The 16,027-nt window shown below is 68.5% G+C and carries 18 protein-coding genes and 1 other RNA gene; 18 read left to right on the forward strand and 1 reads right to left on the reverse strand.

Annotation, left to right across the window (positions count from 1 at the left end; all coding sequences use genetic code 11):
* Positions 1–134 precede the first annotated feature (134 nt).
* From ssrS to KIP89_RS18955, 4 genes are all read left to right on the forward strand, one after another.
* Positions 135–291, forward strand: a non-coding RNA gene (gene ssrS, locus KIP89_RS18940) — 6S RNA.
* Between the two features lie 11 nt (positions 292–302).
* Positions 303–911 carry a 5-formyltetrahydrofolate cyclo-ligase gene (locus KIP89_RS18945; protein ID WP_213757156.1) on the forward strand — a complete coding sequence of 203 codons (609 nt, stop codon included), beginning with the start codon at positions 303–305 and terminating at the stop codon, positions 909–911.
* A 5-nt stretch (positions 912–916) separates the two neighbouring features.
* On the forward strand, positions 917–1,732 hold the full coding sequence (locus KIP89_RS18950) for a TIGR00282 family metallophosphoesterase (RefSeq protein WP_213757157.1): 816 nt from the start codon (positions 917–919) through the stop codon (positions 1,730–1,732).
* 143 nt (positions 1,733–1,875) lie between these two features.
* A complete protein-coding gene (locus KIP89_RS18955) occupies positions 1,876–2,622 on the forward strand; it encodes a YebC/PmpR family DNA-binding transcriptional regulator (RefSeq protein WP_213757158.1) in 747 nt (248 codons plus the stop codon).
* Positions 2,623–2,930: 308 nt separating this feature from the next.
* Here the strand turns inward: KIP89_RS18955 and KIP89_RS18960 are convergent, their stop codons facing one another.
* A complete protein-coding gene (locus KIP89_RS18960; RefSeq protein ID WP_213757159.1) occupies positions 2,931–3,677 on the reverse strand; it encodes a sulfite exporter TauE/SafE family protein in 747 nt (248 codons plus the stop codon).
* Positions 3,678–3,897: 220 nt separating this feature from the next.
* Between KIP89_RS18960 and KIP89_RS18965 the strand changes: the two genes are divergently transcribed.
* From KIP89_RS18965 to tilS, 14 genes are all read left to right on the forward strand, one after another.
* Positions 3,898–4,872, forward strand: a complete 975-nt coding sequence (locus KIP89_RS18965; protein ID WP_213757160.1) for a DMT family transporter — start codon at positions 3,898–3,900, stop codon at positions 4,870–4,872.
* A gap of 97 nt (positions 4,873–4,969) precedes the next feature.
* Positions 4,970–5,509, forward strand: coding sequence for a crossover junction endodeoxyribonuclease RuvC (gene ruvC, locus KIP89_RS18970; RefSeq protein WP_213757161.1), 540 nt, complete (start codon positions 4,970–4,972; stop codon positions 5,507–5,509).
* Between the two features lie 13 nt (positions 5,510–5,522).
* On the forward strand, positions 5,523–6,140 hold the full coding sequence (gene ruvA, locus KIP89_RS18975; RefSeq protein WP_213757162.1) for a Holliday junction branch migration protein RuvA: 618 nt from the start codon (positions 5,523–5,525) through the stop codon (positions 6,138–6,140).
* Positions 6,141–6,225: 85 nt separating this feature from the next.
* A complete protein-coding gene (gene ruvB, locus KIP89_RS18980) occupies positions 6,226–7,260 on the forward strand; it encodes a Holliday junction branch migration DNA helicase RuvB (RefSeq protein ID WP_213757163.1) in 1,035 nt (344 codons plus the stop codon).
* Positions 7,261–7,317: 57 nt separating this feature from the next.
* On the forward strand, positions 7,318–7,950 hold the full coding sequence (locus KIP89_RS18985) for a TetR/AcrR family transcriptional regulator (protein WP_213757164.1): 633 nt from the start codon (positions 7,318–7,320) through the stop codon (positions 7,948–7,950).
* Between the two features lie 96 nt (positions 7,951–8,046).
* A complete protein-coding gene (locus KIP89_RS18990) occupies positions 8,047–8,460 on the forward strand; it encodes a DUF2852 domain-containing protein (RefSeq protein WP_213757165.1) in 414 nt (137 codons plus the stop codon).
* A 109-nt stretch (positions 8,461–8,569) separates the two neighbouring features.
* Positions 8,570–9,079: a tol-pal system-associated acyl-CoA thioesterase gene (gene ybgC / locus KIP89_RS18995; RefSeq protein WP_213757166.1), complete on the forward strand. Its 510-nt coding sequence runs from the start codon at positions 8,570–8,572 to the stop codon at positions 9,077–9,079.
* A gap of 410 nt (positions 9,080–9,489) precedes the next feature.
* Positions 9,490–10,203, forward strand: a complete 714-nt coding sequence (gene tolQ, locus KIP89_RS19000) for a protein TolQ (RefSeq protein ID WP_369808527.1) — start codon at positions 9,490–9,492, stop codon at positions 10,201–10,203.
* A gap of 6 nt (positions 10,204–10,209) precedes the next feature.
* Positions 10,210–10,662: a protein TolR gene (gene tolR / locus KIP89_RS19005; protein WP_213757167.1), complete on the forward strand. Its 453-nt coding sequence runs from the start codon at positions 10,210–10,212 to the stop codon at positions 10,660–10,662.
* A gap of 4 nt (positions 10,663–10,666) precedes the next feature.
* Positions 10,667–11,617, forward strand: a complete 951-nt coding sequence (gene tolA / locus KIP89_RS19010) for a cell envelope integrity protein TolA (RefSeq protein ID WP_213757168.1) — start codon at positions 10,667–10,669, stop codon at positions 11,615–11,617.
* A gap of 40 nt (positions 11,618–11,657) precedes the next feature.
* Complete coding sequence (gene tolB / locus KIP89_RS19015; protein ID WP_213757169.1) at positions 11,658–13,016, forward strand: Tol-Pal system beta propeller repeat protein TolB; 1,359 nt, start codon at positions 11,658–11,660, stop codon at positions 13,014–13,016.
* Between the two features lie 164 nt (positions 13,017–13,180).
* Positions 13,181–13,666 (forward strand): peptidoglycan-associated lipoprotein Pal, encoded by a 486-nt coding sequence (gene pal, locus KIP89_RS19020; RefSeq protein ID WP_369808528.1) that lies wholly within the window; start codon positions 13,181–13,183, stop codon positions 13,664–13,666.
* A 270-nt stretch (positions 13,667–13,936) separates the two neighbouring features.
* Positions 13,937–14,902, forward strand: coding sequence for a tol-pal system protein YbgF (ybgF, locus tag KIP89_RS19025; protein WP_213757171.1), 966 nt, complete (start codon positions 13,937–13,939; stop codon positions 14,900–14,902).
* The gene (gene tilS / locus KIP89_RS19030) at positions 14,889–15,920 is read left to right on the forward strand and encodes a tRNA lysidine(34) synthetase TilS (protein ID WP_369808522.1); all 1,032 of its coding nucleotides are present in this window, start codon (positions 14,889–14,891) and stop codon (positions 15,918–15,920) included. Before ybgF ends, tilS begins: the two co-directional genes overlap by 14 nt.
* Positions 15,921–16,027 lie beyond the last annotated feature (107 nt).

Here is a 16,027-nt window from a genome sequence, read left to right on the forward strand (position 1 = left end):
AAGGCGTCATCCCGGACGGCCGCCGGCCGCTCCGGGATCGTGCGCGAGGCCCGGCACCCGCGCCACCCCGAAAGCTGTTCACCTTCCCTTGCTTGCCTCTGGCAATCCGCCCCGTGGCGTCCTAGATTTGTCATGCGGGGCTGCAAGGTTCGTCAGGAGAACATATTCCCCGGGGCCTTATCGATCTCAAAGGGAGCTGTCCCTGACCGGACCCGTGGGTCCGGACACACGGCGCCCACCTACGTTGTAGGTTCCCGGGATCGATCCTCCAACGGCCATTGCGGCTCCGCACTCATCTGATCATGGCGCATTCCCCCGACACGCTCCCCGACAAGGCCGGCCTTCGCTCCCTCGCGCTCGCCCGGCGGGCGGGGATGGACCCGCAGCTGCGCGCCGTCGCCTCGGAGGTCGCCGCCGGCCATGCCATGGACTGGCTCGGCGACGTCGCGGGCGAGATCGTCTCCGTCTTCTCGCCGATCGGCCACGAGATCGCCACCGAACCGCTGATCCGCCGGCTGCGCGCCGCCGGCGCCCAGATCGCGCTCCCCGTCGTCCTCGCTCCCGGCAAGCCGCTGATCTTCCGCCTGTGGGAACCGGGCGTCGAACTGGTCGCCACCGCCGGCCCCGGCCGGATGCGCATTCCCGCCCCGCCCGAGAGCGCCCCCGCCGTCGCGCCGGACGTGCTGATCGTGCCGCTCGCGGGATTTGATTCGCGCGGCCACCGGCTCGGCTATGGCGCCGGCTTCTATGACCGCACGCTCGCTCTGCTGCGCCGCGCCAAGCGGATCGAGGCGGTCGGCTATGCCTTCGCGGTGCAGCAGCTCCCGCAGGTTCCCGCCGAGGCGCATGACGAGCGGCTTGACGCCATCGCCACCGATGCCGGCATCATCCGCGTGGTAGCGGAGGACTGACAGCGTTGCGCATTCTCTTTCTCGGTGATGTGGTCGGGCGGGTCGGCCGGCAGATGGTGCTCGATCACCTGCCCCGGCTGCGGGCGGGGCTCGGGCTCGATTTCGTGGTGGTGAACGGGGAGAACGCCGCCGGCGGCTTCGGCATCACCGAGGCGATCTATGACGAATTCCTGGAGGCCGGGGCCGATGCCGTCACGCTCGGCAACCACGCCTTCGACCAGCGCGAGGCGCTCGTCTTCATCGAGCGCGCGCCGCGCCTGATCCGCCCCGCCAATTACCCGCCCGGCACGCCCGGACGCGGGGCGGCGCTCATCGAGGCGCGGAACGGCGCGCGGGTGCTGGTGGTCAACATGATGGGCCGTGCCTTCATGGACCCGATGGACGATCCCTTCGCCGCCATCGACCGCGAACTCGACGCCGGCCCGCTCGGCCTCGTCTCGGATGCGGTGATCGTCGACTTCCACGCCGAGACCACCAGCGAGAAACAGGCCTTCGGCCATTGGTGCGACGGGCGCGCCAGCCTCATTGTCGGCACCCACACCCATGTGCCGACCGCCGATCACCGCATCCTGCCGGGCGGCACCGCCTATATGACCGATGTCGGCATGTGCGGCTGCTATGACGGGGTGATCGGCATGGACAAGGAAGAACCGCTGCGCCGCTTCACCCGCAAGATCGGCTCCTCGCGCTTCGAGCCGGCGATGGGCGAGGGCACGCTGTCGGGCGTGGCGGTGGAGACCGATGGTGCGGGGCGCGCCGTGGCGGTTGCCCCCCTGCGCATCGGCGGGGCGCTGGCCCCGACGCTGCCGGATTTCTGGTAGCGCCGGCCGCGCCACCGATACCTCAACGCCATTGTGCGGTGCGCCTTTACGCGCGCCCGCCCTCTCGCCTATAAGCCGCGCACCCAATCTGTCAGTGTTGAGACGCCCGCGGGGCCTTCCGCCGGCGCGACGTGGAGGCGGCCATGGCCGGGCATTCGCAATTCAAGAACATCATGCACCGCAAGGGCAAGCAGGACGCGGTGCGCTCCAAGCTGTTCTCCAAGCTGGCGCGTGAAATCACCGTGGCCGCCAAGCTCGGCATGCCGGACCCGGCGATGAACCCGCGCCTGCGCGCCGCCATCCTCGCCGCCCGCGCCGAGAACATGCCCAAGGACAATATCGACCGCGCCGTCAAGAAGGCGCAGGGCGGCGATGCGGAGAACTATGACGAGATCCGTTATGAGGGCTACGGCCCCGGCGGCGTCGCCGTCATCGTCGAGGCGCTGACCGACAACCGAAACCGCACCGCCTCGGAAGTGCGCTCCACCTTCACCAAGTCCGGCGGCGCTCTGGCCGAGACGGGCGCCGTCTCCTTCATGTTCGACCGCATCGGCGTGGTCGAGTTCGACGCCGCCAAGGCCTCGGCCGACGCCATGCTCGAAGCCGCCATCGACGCCGGCGCCGACGACGTGTCGTCCGACGAGAACGGCCATGAGGTGACCACCACGATCGAGAACCTGCACGAGGTCGTCCGCGCGCTGGAAGCCAAGTTCGGCGATCCCCGCAAGTCGGGCCTGGTCTGGCGCCCGCAGAACACCGTGGCGGTCGATGACGAGATGGCCGAGAAGCTGATCCGCCTCGTCGACACGCTGAACGACAATGACGACGTGCAGAACGTCTACGCCAATTTCGAACTGTCCGACGCCTTCATGGCCAAGATGAGCGACTGATCGCGGAGGCGGGAGCGTCATCCCGGACGGCAGCGGCCGATCCGGGACCGCCACCCCTCACCGCGTGTCCCATCCCACCCGCCGTCATCTCCGCCTCACCACGTCATCCCCGGGCTTGACCCGGGGATCCACGTCTTATTCTGGGTCCGCCGGTAGGGAAGCCGTGGATGGCCGGGTCAAGCCCGGCCATGACGTTGTTGAAGCCCCGGGGATCCACGACTTCGGCTGGGCGCGTCGGGACGGAAGGCGTGGAGGACCGGGTCTGATCCCCGGATCAAGTCCGGGGACGGCCATGACGTTTCGTGGTGTCAGCGCCCCAGCAGCCCGTCGAACAGCGGCAGGCTGGAGAGCGCCGCCAGCGCGATGATGGCGTAGGCGACGCGGCGGAAATGGTCGTCGCTGGCGCCGCGAAAGGCGCGGTTGCCGGCATAGAGGCCGATCGCATAGGCCGGGCCGAGGATCGCCGAGAGCAGCCCGACCTCGCGGGTGATCATGCCATTGGCGAGATAGGCCGTGCCGCTGGCCAGCGTCGCCAGCGCGAAGAAGCCGAACAGGTTGGCGCGCACCAGCGCCGAGGGCTGGCCGCTGCCGAGCCAATAGGCCACCACCGGCGGGCCGGACATCTGCGCCGCGCCGCCCAGCACCCCGGCCAGCATGCCGACGCCGAGCGTGGTCGGCAGGTGCTGGCGGCCGCTATGGCGCCAGCCGGAGACCAGCAGCGCCAGCATGGCGAGGCTGAGGATGCAGAAGCCCCAGCGCAGCGCCAGCGGGTCGAGCCATTGCAGCAGCGCCACGCCGGCCGGCACCGTCAGCACCGCGCCGATCGCGAGCGGGGCGACCTGCCGCCACACGCAGGCGCGGAACGCCGTCACCAGAAAGGGCAGGGTGAGCGCGGTGTCGATCACCAGCAGCGTCGGCGCGGCGATTTTCGGCCCGAACACGGCGCTCACCAGCGGCACGAAGATCAGCGCCCCGCCAAAGCCCGAAAAGCCGCGCGTGGCCCCCGCGACGAGGGCGGTGAAGACGGCCCAGGCGAGGGCCAGATCGAAGGTCATGGGAAAAACCGGGGCGCCGCACGGCGCGGCGGGCCAGACCTATCGGCCGGGCCGGGGCGGGTCAATCGCGGCAGGCGGTCCCGATTCATGAGTTTGCGCGAACGTGCCTATCGAGAAAACTGATTTGCGGCGCTCCCTCGCGCACGCCACATTGGGCGCCGACACGCCGCTCCGCGGCCCCCTTCGAGCGCCGCCCCACGGGAGCGGCCGGAACCGCATCATGAAAAACCCTTCCTCGACAGCCGTGGCCGGCCATGCGGCCGATACCGGCTTTCGCGACCAGCTTCTCGGCTATGGCGGCGCGCTGCTCGCCATCGCCATCTGGGGCGGCTGGATCGTCTCCACCCGCCATGCCGTGCACGGCCATCTGTCGCCGGCGACGGTCGGCTGGCTGCGCTTTGTCGTGGCCGCGGTGGTGCTGGCGCCGGCCTGGCTGCGGGTCGGATTCTGGCCCAAGCGCGGCTTCGTGCCCGTGCTGCTGTGCTTTCTCGGCGCCGGCGGAGTGTTCTTCCTCGTCGTCGCCAATGCCATGCGCTTCGTGCCGGCGGCCGATGTCGGCCCGTTGCTGCCCGGCACCATGCCGCTGATCGTGGCGATGGTCTCGGTGCTGGTGTTTCGCGAGCGGCTCGGCCGCTGGCGCGCGCTCGGCTTTGTGTGCATCGCGCTCGGCGTGCTCACGCTGGGCGGGCGCGGCCTGCTCTACCCGGAGGATGGGGCCTGGCGCGGCCATCTGCTGCTGCTGCTCGGGGCGGCCATGTGGGCCTGCTACACGCTGGCCTTCCGCCGCACCGGGCTGAAGGCGACGGAGACGGTCGGGCTGGTCGGCCTGTGGTCGACCCTCATCCTCACGCCGTTCGGCCTGCCCGGCGTCATCAGCGCCGTATCGGACGGCTATGGCCGCGAAATCCTGTTCCAGCTGTTCATGCAGGGCCTGCTGGCCGGCGTGGTGGCGCTGCTCGGCTTCGGCCTCGCCATCGAGAAGCTCGGTCCCTCGCGGGCGGCGGCCTTCACCGGGCTGGTGCCGGCGCTGGCCGCGCTGATCGCCATTCCCGTGCTCGGCGAGCACCCGGACCTGGCGGCGATCATCGGCGTCATCGCCACCGGCGTCGGCGTCGCGCTGGCCAGCGGGGCGTTCGGCGCGCGCGGCGTTAGGCGGGGTGCGCCGAGGCGGGGCGTCAAGGCGGGGGGGCGTTAAGGCGCGCTTAACCATGCGGGCCGGCGGGGGGCGCCGGCAGGCCCGCCGCGCGGCCTTGCCCCTAGGCGTTCGTCCTTTGTTCGACTACGGCTAGGGTATGGCGACCGCCCCGATTCGCATTCTCGGCCTTGATCCCGGCCTCCGCCGCACCGGCTGGGGGGTGATCGAGGCCATGGGCACGCGGCTGACCTTCATCGCCTGCGGCACGGTGATGCCGCCGGAGGAGGGCGAACTCGCACGCCGGCTCGCGGTGCTCCACACCGAGCTGGCGGCCGTGCTGCGCATTTATGCGCCGGACGAGGCGGCGGTGGAGGAGACGTTCGTCAACATGAACCCGGCCTCGACGCTCAAGCTCGGCCAGGCGCGCGGCGTGGTCATGGTGACCCCGGCGCTGGCCGGCGTGCCGGTGGCCGAATATGCCGCGCTGCTGGTCAAGAAAACCGTGGTCGGCGCCGGCCGGGCGGAGAAGGCGCAGATCCGCATGATGATGAAGGTTCTGCTGCCGCAGGCCGATTTCAAGACCGACGACGCCGCCGACGCGCTTGCGGTCGCCGTCACCCACGCCCAGCATAGGGGCATGGCGGCACTGAAGGCGCAGGCCGCCGCGCGCCTCGATGCGCGGGCGGTGGCACGATGACGGGCGAATTCCGATGATCGGCAAACTTAAGGGCATCGTCGATTCCTATGGCGAGGACCATGTGATCCTCGACGTGCAGGGCGTCGGCTATCTCGTCCATTGCTCCGGCCGCACCCAGCAGGCGCTGCCCCCGGTGGGCGAGGCGGCGACGCTGTTCATCGAGACCTTCGTGCGCGAGGACATGATCCGTCTCTACGGCTTCGCCTCGCCGGCGGAGAAAAGCTGGTTCCTGCTGCTGCAGAACGTGCAGGGCGTCGGCGCCAAGGTGGCGCTCAACGTGCTCTCGACGCTCTCGCCCTCCGAACTCGCCAATGCGGTGGCGGTGGGCGACAAGGCCATGGTGTCGCGCGCCAATGGGGTCGGCCCCAAGGTCGCCGCCCGTATCGTCGCCGAGCTGAAGGACAAGGCGCCCGGCTTCTCGACCGTCGATCCGGCGGTGGCGGGCCTCGCCGCGCAGCTGGAGGACCGCAACGCCCCCGCGCCGGTGGCCGATGCCGTCTCCGCGCTGGTCAATCTCGGCTACGCCCAGCTTCAGGCCAGCACCGCCATCGCCGCCGCGCTGCGCGAGGCGGGGGAGGGCGCGGATACGGCCCGGCTGATCCGCCTCGGGCTGAAGGAACTCGCCCGATGAGGACGCGCCGGTCTCGGGCTCGCACATACCGGCCTCATCGGCCTGATCGTCCACCTCACTGCACCGACGCTCCGGGGCGCCGCCGATGACCACCACGCGCCTCGTCACCCCCGACAAGCGTGAGGAAGACCTCGCCGAGGCCTCCCTGCGCCCGCAGAATCTCGCCGAATTTGTCGGCCAGGAGCAGGCCCGCGCCAATCTCAACGTGTTCATCACCGCCGCCAAGGCGCGCGGCGAGGCGCTCGACCACGTGCTGTTCGTGGGGCCGCCCGGCTTGGGAAAAACCACGCTGGCGCAGATAGTTGCACGCGAATTGGGGGTCGGTTTCCGCTCCACTTCAGGCCCCGTCATCGCCAAGGCGGGGGATCTGGCGGCGCTGCTGACCAATCTCGAAGAACGCGACGTGCTGTTCATCGACGAGATTCACCGGCTCAATCCGGCGGTGGAGGAAATCCTCTATCCGGCGATGGAAGATTATGAGCTGGACCTGATCATCGGCGAGGGGCCGGCGGCGCGCTCGGTGAAGATTTCGCTGGCGAAGTTTACGCTCGTCGGCGCCACCACCCGCTCGGGACTACTCACCACACCTCTGCGCGACCGCTTCGGAATTCCGATCCGGCTGAATTTCTACACGGTGGATGAGCTGGAACTTGTCGTGACACGTGGCGCGCGGGTCATGAATATTCCGATTTCCAAGGATGGCGCCCGCGAGATCGCTCGCCGCGCGCGCGGCACGCCGCGCATCGCCGGCCGCCTGCTGCGCCGGGTGCGCGACTTCACATTGGTCGCCGGCAAGGAGATCATCGACCGCGCCGCCGCCGATCACGCGCTCGGCCATCTGGAGGTGGACGGGCTCGGCCTCGACCAGATGGATCGTCGCTATCTTACTGTGGTCGCAGTGAATTATGGCGGCGGGCCGGTGGGCGTCGAGACCATCGCGGCGGCTCTTTCCGAGCCGCGCGACGCGATTGAGGAGATCATCGAGCCCTATCTCGTGCAGCAGGGCTTCATCCAGCGCACCCCGCGCGGGCGCGTGCTGACCGCCCATGCCTTCCGCCATCTCGGTCTCCAGGTCCCCTCCACCACCAACCAGATGCCGCTGTTCGACGACGGCGAGTGATGCCCGCCCGCGCAACAGCGTCGACGCCGTCCTCCGGGTGATGTAAGTCCCTTTCACATGAACTGGTCCAAAAACGGCGAGTCCCGCGGCTATCATCACGGCAACCTGCGGGAGGCCCTGATCAAGGCTGCGCTGGAACTGATCGCGGAGAAGGGGCCTTCGGGAGCCACCTTCGCGGAGGCCGCGCGCCGCGCCGGCGTATCGCCCGCCGCCCCCTACCGCCATTTCCGCGACCGCGACGAATTGCTGGCGGCCGTCGCCGCATTGGGTTTCGAGCGTTTCGCGGCGGCGCTGGAAGCGGGATGGGGCGGAGGGCGCCCGGCCCCGCAGGAAGCCTTTGAGCGCATGGGCCGGGCCTATCTCGACTTCGCCCGCGACAACCCGTCCGAATATGTCGCCATGTTCGAGGCCGGCATTCCGGTTGAAGCGCATCCGGCGCTGTCGCAGGCCAGCCAGCGGGCCTTTGGCGTGCTCCGCGACGCAGCGGATGTGCTGGTCGCCTCCATGCCGGGTCCGAGCCGCCCGCCGGCGCTGATGATTGCGCTGCACACCTGGGCGCTGGCGCATGGCGTCGCCTCGCTGTTTGGCCGGCCGGATGCCGCCCGCCGCAAGCTGCCGATGGCGCCGGAAGAGCTGCTTGAAGCCGGCTTCCTCATTTACCTGAAAGGCCTTGCTGCACCCGCCACGTGATCGCGGATGCGTGATCGGGCCGGGCGATCCTTGACAAGGCGGGTCGTGCTGCCTACCTATGTAAATGTGATTAACATTAACCCAGGAACGGACGCCATGGAGCTCGCTCACAAGCTCGACACTTACGGCAAGCCGGCCTGGATCGCGCTTACGGTCCTAGGCTTCATGGCCTGGTGGCCGCTGGGTTTGGCGATCCTGGCCTTCACCATTGGGAGTGGACGGATGTTTTGTAGTGGCAGGTGCGGCTTCGGCCGCTGGAACGGCGAGGGCATGGAAGCCGTTCGCAACGCCTTTGGCGGTCGCCGTGGCTTCCAGTCCTCGGGCAACAGCGCCTTCGACGAATATCGCGAAGAGACGCTGCGCCGCCTTGAGGACGAGCAGAAGGAGTTCAAGGGCTTCCTTGAGCGTCTGCGCCAGGCCAAGGACAAGGCGGAGTTCGACCAGTTCATGGCCGATCGCCGCTCGCGTCCCACCCCGCCGCCCAGCCCGACCGCCGACGCGCAGGGCTGAGGCCGACATTCCGGTCGGCCGGGCCCTTGACGCCCCCCGATGAGGCCCGCCGACCAGACGTGCCGCGCCCTTTGTTCACAAGGGGCGCGGTCTCGTTTATGAGGGCGCCATGAATGAGCGCCCCGATCCCTTCTCGCCTGACGTCCTCAAGGCCGACCCCTTTCTGCACCTCGCCGGACGGCTGGTGCCGGGCGGCCATGTCCTGCCCGTGCGGGTCTATTACGAGGACACGGATTTCTCCGGCATCGTCTACCACGCCAACTACCTGAAATTCATGGAGCGGGCCCGCTCCGACCATCTGCGACTCATCGGCGTGGTGCAGGGCGAATTGTTCGGTCAGGCGCTTGCCGAGGCGCCGGGCTTTGCCTTCGTGGTGCGATCGATGGAGCTGCAATTCGTCCGTCCCGCCCGCATCGACGATGTGCTGGAGATTCACACCAGCCCGGTCGAGGTGGCCGGCGCGTCGATCACGCTTCAGCAGAAGGTGATGCGCGGCGGCGAATTGCTGGTCGAGGGTAAGGTCAAGGTCGCTTTCGTCGCGCAGGGCCGCGCCCGCCGCATTCCCGACGCGCTGCGCGCGGCCATGAAGGCGGCGCTGGACCAGGCCCCCGCGAGCTGAGGTTGCGAAAAGCCCGGCCCGGCCGCGCGACCCGCGTTGCTTTTGCGTCACGCGGCTGTTGCGATGCGGCAACGCTAACCCGGCATTAACCTTAATAAGGTGTTGTGTCGGGTGGCTGCGGAAGCGGATCGACCTCGCTCGCCCAAGTTTGGACAGACTCGGTCGCTTGATGACGGATGAGTCCCTTCAACAGCCAAGCACGGCATCCGCTGCGGTCCGGCAGCCGATGCGGAGCGGCAGTGCGACCCGTGGTGGATCTGTCAGGATTAGGCCTAATGACGCTGAAGAAGCTTTTGGTTGCGGTGATGCTGTTCATGGCGGCATCGGCGTCATTTGCCTATGGGCAGGCCCAGACGGCTCCGGTCAACGCCGCGCCGACGGCGCAGGTGCAGGGGCAGGCCGCCCCCACCGTGCCGGGCGCCGCCGTGGCGTCGGACGGGGCGGGCCTTGCCAGTCAGGACCTGTCGCTGATCGGCCTGTTCCTGCAGGCGCATCTCGTCGTCAAGATCGTGATGGCGGGCCTGATCATCGCCTCGGTCTGGGTCTGGGCGATCATCATCGACAAGACCATCCTGTTCCAGCGCATGAAAAGCCAGATGGACCGCTTCGAGGCGACCTTCTGGTCCGGCCAGAGCCTGGAAGAACTGTACCGCTCGCTGTCCTCGCGCCCCAACACCGCCATGGCGGCGATTTTTGTGGCCGCAATGCGCGAATGGAAGCGGTCCTATGAGGGCGGCGCGCGCTCCTTCACCGGTCTCACCCAGCGTCTCGACAAGGTGATGGACGTGACCATCGCCCGCGAGGTCGAGCGGCTGGAAAGCCGGCTGCTGGTGCTCGCGACGGTCGGCTCGGCCGGCCCGTTCATCGGTCTGTTCGGCACGGTCTGGGGCATCATGACCAGCTTCCAGTCGATCGCCGCCTCGAAGAACACCAGCCTCGCAGTTGTGGCGCCCGGCATCGCCGAAGCCCTTTTCGCGACGGCAATTGGCCTTGTCGCCGCCATCCCCGCGACGATTTTCTATAACAAGTTCATCTCTCAAGTGGGCCGGCAGGCGCTGCGGCTGGAGGGTTTCGCGGACGAGTTCTCCGCCATCCTGTCGCGCCAGATCGACGAGCGGGGCTGACGCGACATGGGTATGTCCTCGGGAGGCAGCGGCGGCTGGAGTTCGCGGCGTTCGCGCCGGCGACGCAGCAGCGCCGTCATGTCCGAGATCAACGTCACCCCGATGGTCGACGTGATGCTCGTTCTGCTGATCATCTTCATGGTGGCCGCGCCGATGCTGACCGTTGGCGTGCCGCTCGATCTGCCGCAGACGCAGGCGCAGGCGGTCTCGCAGGACCATCAGCCGCTGGTGATCTCGATCAACAATCAGGGTCAGGTGTTCCTGCAGGAGACCGAAATTCCCGTCGCGGAACTGGTGCCCAAGCTCATGGCCATCGCCAAGGCCGGCTATGACGAGCGCATTTTCGTGCGCGGCGACAAGTCGGTCGATTATGGCACGGTGATGCAGGTGATGGGCCGCCTCTCCGGCGCCGGCTTCAAGCGCGTCGCCCTCGTCTCCGAAGTCGAGCAGGGGGGCTGAGGTCATGCGCGCGGGTCTTGTCGCCTCTTCCGCCCTTCATGCCGGCCTCATCGGCTTCATGCTGGTTTCCTTCTCCTCGGCCCGTCCCCTCGAGCCGATGCAGGAATCCATGCCGATCGACATCGTCTCCGATGCCGAGCTGAGCCAGATGATGGCGGGCAAGAAGGACGCGCCGAAGACCGAGAAGCCCAAGCCCGTGGTCGAGAAGGTGGCGCCGACGCCCAAGCCTGCCGAGCAGCTTGAGGCCAAGGTGACGGAAAAGCCCGAGGTGAAGGCGGCGGCCGAGCCGGTCGCGCCCCCGCCCCCGGCCGAGGCCAAGCCCGAACCCAAGCCCGCCGCCGCGCAGGCCAATCCCGAGCCGGCGCCGCCCAAGGACGCCGAATCGATCGCCGCCAAGCCGCCGGAAGCCCCGAAGGACGCGCCCAAGCCGGACCAGCAGGCGCAGGCCAAGCCCGCTCCCGCGCCGCCGCGCAAGCCCAAGGACATTCCCCCGAAGGTGGTGCAGCAGCCGCCCAAGGACCAGCAGGAATTCAAGCCGAACGAGATCGCCGCGCTGCTCGACAAGCGCACGGCGACGCGTCAGGCCGCGATCGGCGACACGATCAACTCGACCGCCTCGCTCGGCGCTTCCGTCGGTACGGCGGCAACGCTCTCGCAGACCGAGATCGACGCGCTGCGCGCCCGGCTGATGCAGCTGTGGAACCCGCCCGCCGGCGCCGCCAATCCCGAGGAACTGATCGTCACGATTCGCATCCGCCTCAATCAGGATGGCACATTGTCGGGCCCGCCGATGGTGGTGACGTCCGGCACCAGCCCCTTCTTCATGACTGCCCGCGACAGCGCCATCCGCGCCATCTTCCGTGGTCAACCCTTCAATATGCTCAATCCGGCCAAGTACGAGGCCTGGAAGGACATCGAAGTCACGTTCGATCCACGCGAAATGGTCCGGGGCTGAGCCCCCGATCCTGCCCTTTGTTTTTTTCGAGACATTGATCATGACGCAGATTATTCGCCCGGTTTTCGCGGGCCCCTCCATCGGCCGGCGCGGTCTCATTACCAGTGCCGGTGCGCTGGCCGGTCTCGGCCTCGTGACAGGGCCGGCGCAGGCCGTGCTCAAGCTCGACGTGACGCAGGGCACCGTCCAGCCCCTGCCCATCGCCATCACCGAATTCGTCGGCGGCGGCAGCCCGCAGGATATCGAGGCCGGCAAGGGCGTCACCCAGATCATCTCGGCCGATCTGCGCCGCTCCGGCCTGTTCGCCCCGCTCGACCCGGCCGCTTTCGTCGAGAAAATCACCAACCCGGACGCCTCGCCGCGCTTCCAGGACTGGCGCGTGATCAACGCGCAGGCGCTGGTGACCGGCCGCATGACCCGCCAGCCGGATGGCCGGGTGAAGGCCGAGTTCCGCCTGTGGGATGTGTTCGCCGGCCAGCAGCTGATCGGCCAGCAATATTTCACCCAGCCGGAGAACTGGCGCCGCGTCGCCCACATCATCGCCGACGCGATCTATGAGCGGCTCACCGGCGAGAAGGGCTATTTCGACACCCGCATCGTCTTCGTCGACGAGAGCGGGCCGAAGGAAAAGCGCGTCAAGCGCCTCGCCATCATGGATCAGGACGGCGCCAACGTGACCTATCTCACGCGCGGCGACGACCTCGTGCTGACGCCACGCTTCTCGCCGACCAGCCAGGAAATCACCTATATGAGCTATGGCCGCGGCGAGCCGCGCGTCTATCTGCTCAACATCGAGACCGGCCAGCGCGAAGTGGTCGGCAATTTCCCGAATATGAGCTTCTCGCCGCGTTTCGCCCCGGATGGGCAGCGGGTCATCCTGTCGCTCCAGCAGGGCGCCAACTCGAACATTTTCGTGATGGACCTGCGCTCCAAGGCGACCACGCGGCTCACCGACACGCCGGCCATCGACACCGCGCCCTGCTATTCGCCGGACGCCACGCAGATCTGCTTCGAGAGCGATCGCGGCGGCGGCTCGCAGATCTATGTGATGAACCCGGACGGCTCGAACCAGCGCCGCATTTCCTTCGGCGACGGGCGTTATTCGACGCCGGTCTGGTCGCCGCGCGGCGATGTGATCGCCTTCACCAAGCAGGCGCAGGGACGCTTCGCCATCGGCCTGATGCGGCCGGATGGTTCGGGCGAGCGCATCCTCACCGACGGCTATCACAATGAGGGGCCGACCTTCGCTCCGAACGGCCGCGTCATCATGTTCTTCCGCGATCCCGGCGGGGCGGCGGGACCGCAGCTCTACACGGTCGACATCACCGGCTATAATGAGCAGCGCATCCCGACCCCGAGCTATGCGTCGGATCCGGCGTGGTCGCCCTTACGTTCCTGATGCATTAAGGAACCGTTAACCATAAGAGAAGGTTGATGCACGGGCCGCAAGTTCGGTGCATTCCGTCAAGGTTCCGTAAACGATGACGGACCCATTCATTAACGCCAGCGAATAGGCCGGGCCGCGCCCGGCGTGGGAATTCAGGAGTCCGCGGTATGATCGGTATGTTGCGCAAGCTGGGCGGAGCGCGCATCGCCCTTATTTTCGGTCTGGCGATGCTCGCCGCCGCCTGCGCCAAGAATCCCATGGACGGCGCCGGTCAGGCGCTGGGCTCGGCCCCTCCCGGCAGCCCGCAGGAATTCATCGTCTCGGTTGGCGATCGCGTGTTCTTCGAGAGCGACCAGACCGACCTGACGCCGCAGGCACAGGCCACCCTCGACAAGCAGGCGCAGTGGCTCAACCACTATGCCAAGTACACCTTCACCATCGAAGGCCATGCCGACGAGCGCGGCACCCGCGAATACAACATCGCGCTGGGCGCCCGCCGCGCCGAGAGCGTGCGCAACTATCTGATCGGGCGCGGCGTTCCGGCCAACCGGATGCGCACCATCTCCTATGGCAAGGAGCGCCCGGTCGCGGTCTGCAACGACATCTCCTGCTGGTCGCAGAACCGCCGCGCGGTGACGGTGCTGAACGCTACCGGCACCTGACGCGCCTCACCATCGTGTGACGCAAGGCCCGGCCGGCAGCGGCCGGGCCTTTTGCTTTTCCGCAAGCGGTCCCGTCGCGCCATGGTGCGTGGGTGGTTTGTCTCTTGGTTTTGCCGCCTTGGCCGGGTTAAGTCAGGGTCGAGCCACAGCTTGCCGGTCACGCTTGGCGAGTCACACTTTGGACGTGATCGACTTTGTATCTAGCGCATTCGTTCCCTGCCGCTGCGGCGGGGCCGCTCCCCCCTTTTCCTGCGAGCCTTCGTTGTTGCCATGATGGTCCGTCTTTCGCGTTCCTCCGCCCTTTTGGCCCTTGCTGGTGCCGCGTTTCTGGCGCTTGCCCCGCTCGGCGAGGCGCGCGCCCAGGCCGACAACAATTTCTTCGGCAACCTGTTCAAGCCGCCGGGCCAGGTGCGTCAGGGCGCGCAGCCCGAGGCGCTGCCGGCGGATGATCTGGGCAGCGTCACCACGCGCATGGACCGCATCGAGAACCAGATGCGCACCCTGACCGGCCAGATCGAGGAGCTGCAATACCGCAACCAGCAGCTTGAGCAGCAGATCAAGGCGATGCAGAGCGAGATCGACTTCCGCGTGCCGGGCGGCGCCGCTGCGCCGGCGGGCGCGGCCGTCCCGCGTGCTCCCGCCGCCGCCGATCCATCGGCGGGACGGCGGACCGATGTGTTCGATCCCAATGCGCAGGCCGGTGCGCCCGGCGCGCCGCGCCCGCTCGGCACCACCGCCCCGTCGGGCGCCGCCGCCGGCCAGCAGGCGGGTGCGCCGATGGATCTCGGCCAGCTCTCCGGCCAGGTGGCGGCCGGTGCCGCCCCCGCCGGCGGGGTGACGCAGCCGCCGACCAACAGCCCCAAGGACCTGTTCGATCTCGCCTATGGCTACATGCTGCGCCAAGACTACGCCCAGTCCGGCCAGAGCTTCGAGCAGTTCCTCAAGCTCTACCCGACCGACCGGGCGGCGCCCGACGCCTATTACTGGCTCGGCGAGACGCAGTTCCAGCGCAAGAGCTACAAGGAGGCGGCGCAGAGCTTCCTGAAGGTCTCCACCGATTATCCCAATGCGGTGAAGGCGCCGGACGCGCTGCTGCGGCTCGGTCAGTCGCTCGCCGGCATCGGCGAGAAGGACGCGGCCTGCGCGACGCTCAACGCGGTCAACAACAAGTACCCGCGGGCCTCCACCAGCATCAAGCAGGGGGTGGCGCAGGAACAGAAGCGTGTCGGCTGCTGACGCCGGCGCGACCTTTGAGGCCGGCGGCCTGAGCGCCGGCGCGCTGGCGACGCTTTTCGCCCCTTTCGCGCGCCATGCCGGCGTGCTGCTCGCCGTCTCCGGCGGACCCGATTCGACCGCGCTGATGCTGCTGGCCGCCCGCTGGCGGCGGGAGACGGGCGCCTCGACCGAACTCGCCGTCGCCACCGTCGATCATGGCCTGCGCCCTGAGGCGCGGGTGGAGGCGGAAGCGGTGGCCGCGCTCGCCGCCGATCTCGGGCTGCCCCACGCCATTCTCGATCTGCCCCGCCCCCTGCCGGCCTCGCGCCTCCAGGAGGCCGCCCGCCACGCCCGCTATGAGGCCCTTCTGGCCCATGCCCGCATCCTCAAGGCCGGCGCCATCGCCACCGCGCATACCCGCGACGACCAGGCCGAGACGGTGCTGTTCCGGCTGATGCGCGGCTCGGGCCTGTCGGGACTGGCCGGTATGGCCGCGGAACGCCCGCTTCACGAGGTCGCACTGCTGCGCCCGCTGCTCGGCTGCGCCAAGGCCGATCTGGTCGCGCTCTGCCGTGCCGCGGCGATCCCCTTCGCCGAGGATCCGTCCAATCAGAATCCGCGCTTTGCCCGCGTGCGGCTGCGCGCGCTGATGCCGCTTCTTGCCGCCGAGGGGCTGGATTCGGTGCGCCTGTCGCGCCTCGCCCTGCGCCTGTCCCGCGCCGATGCGGCACTGGAGGCGGCGACGCGGGAGGCGGGCGAGCGCCTGATCAGCAAGGGTGAGACGCTGCGGATCGACCGCGCCGGGCTTGCCGCGTTGCCCGAGGAGATCGCCCTGCGGCTGCTGGAGCGCGCCATTGGCGAGACCGGGCAGGGGCCGGTCGAACTGGCCAAGCTGGAGGCGCTGCTCGGCTGGATCACGACCCTTGAGCCCGCCGCGAGCGGGGCGCGGACCCTGGCCGGGGCGCTGGTTCGGGTCTCGCCGAAACGCCTGTCGATCAGCCGCGCACCGGTGCGGCGGACCCCTCCGGTTTACTTTTAACGCGGAATTGCACGGGGACAGGGCAACGCAAGCTCCCCGCCATCTTGGCAATCCTCAATGCCGAACCTAAATTAGGCTGACATAAGGGAGGTCCGCCAGCGCCGGCG

Source organism: Ancylobacter radicis, assembly GCF_018449475.1.
Taxonomy (GTDB): domain Bacteria; phylum Pseudomonadota; class Alphaproteobacteria; order Rhizobiales; family Xanthobacteraceae; genus Ancylobacter; species Ancylobacter radicis.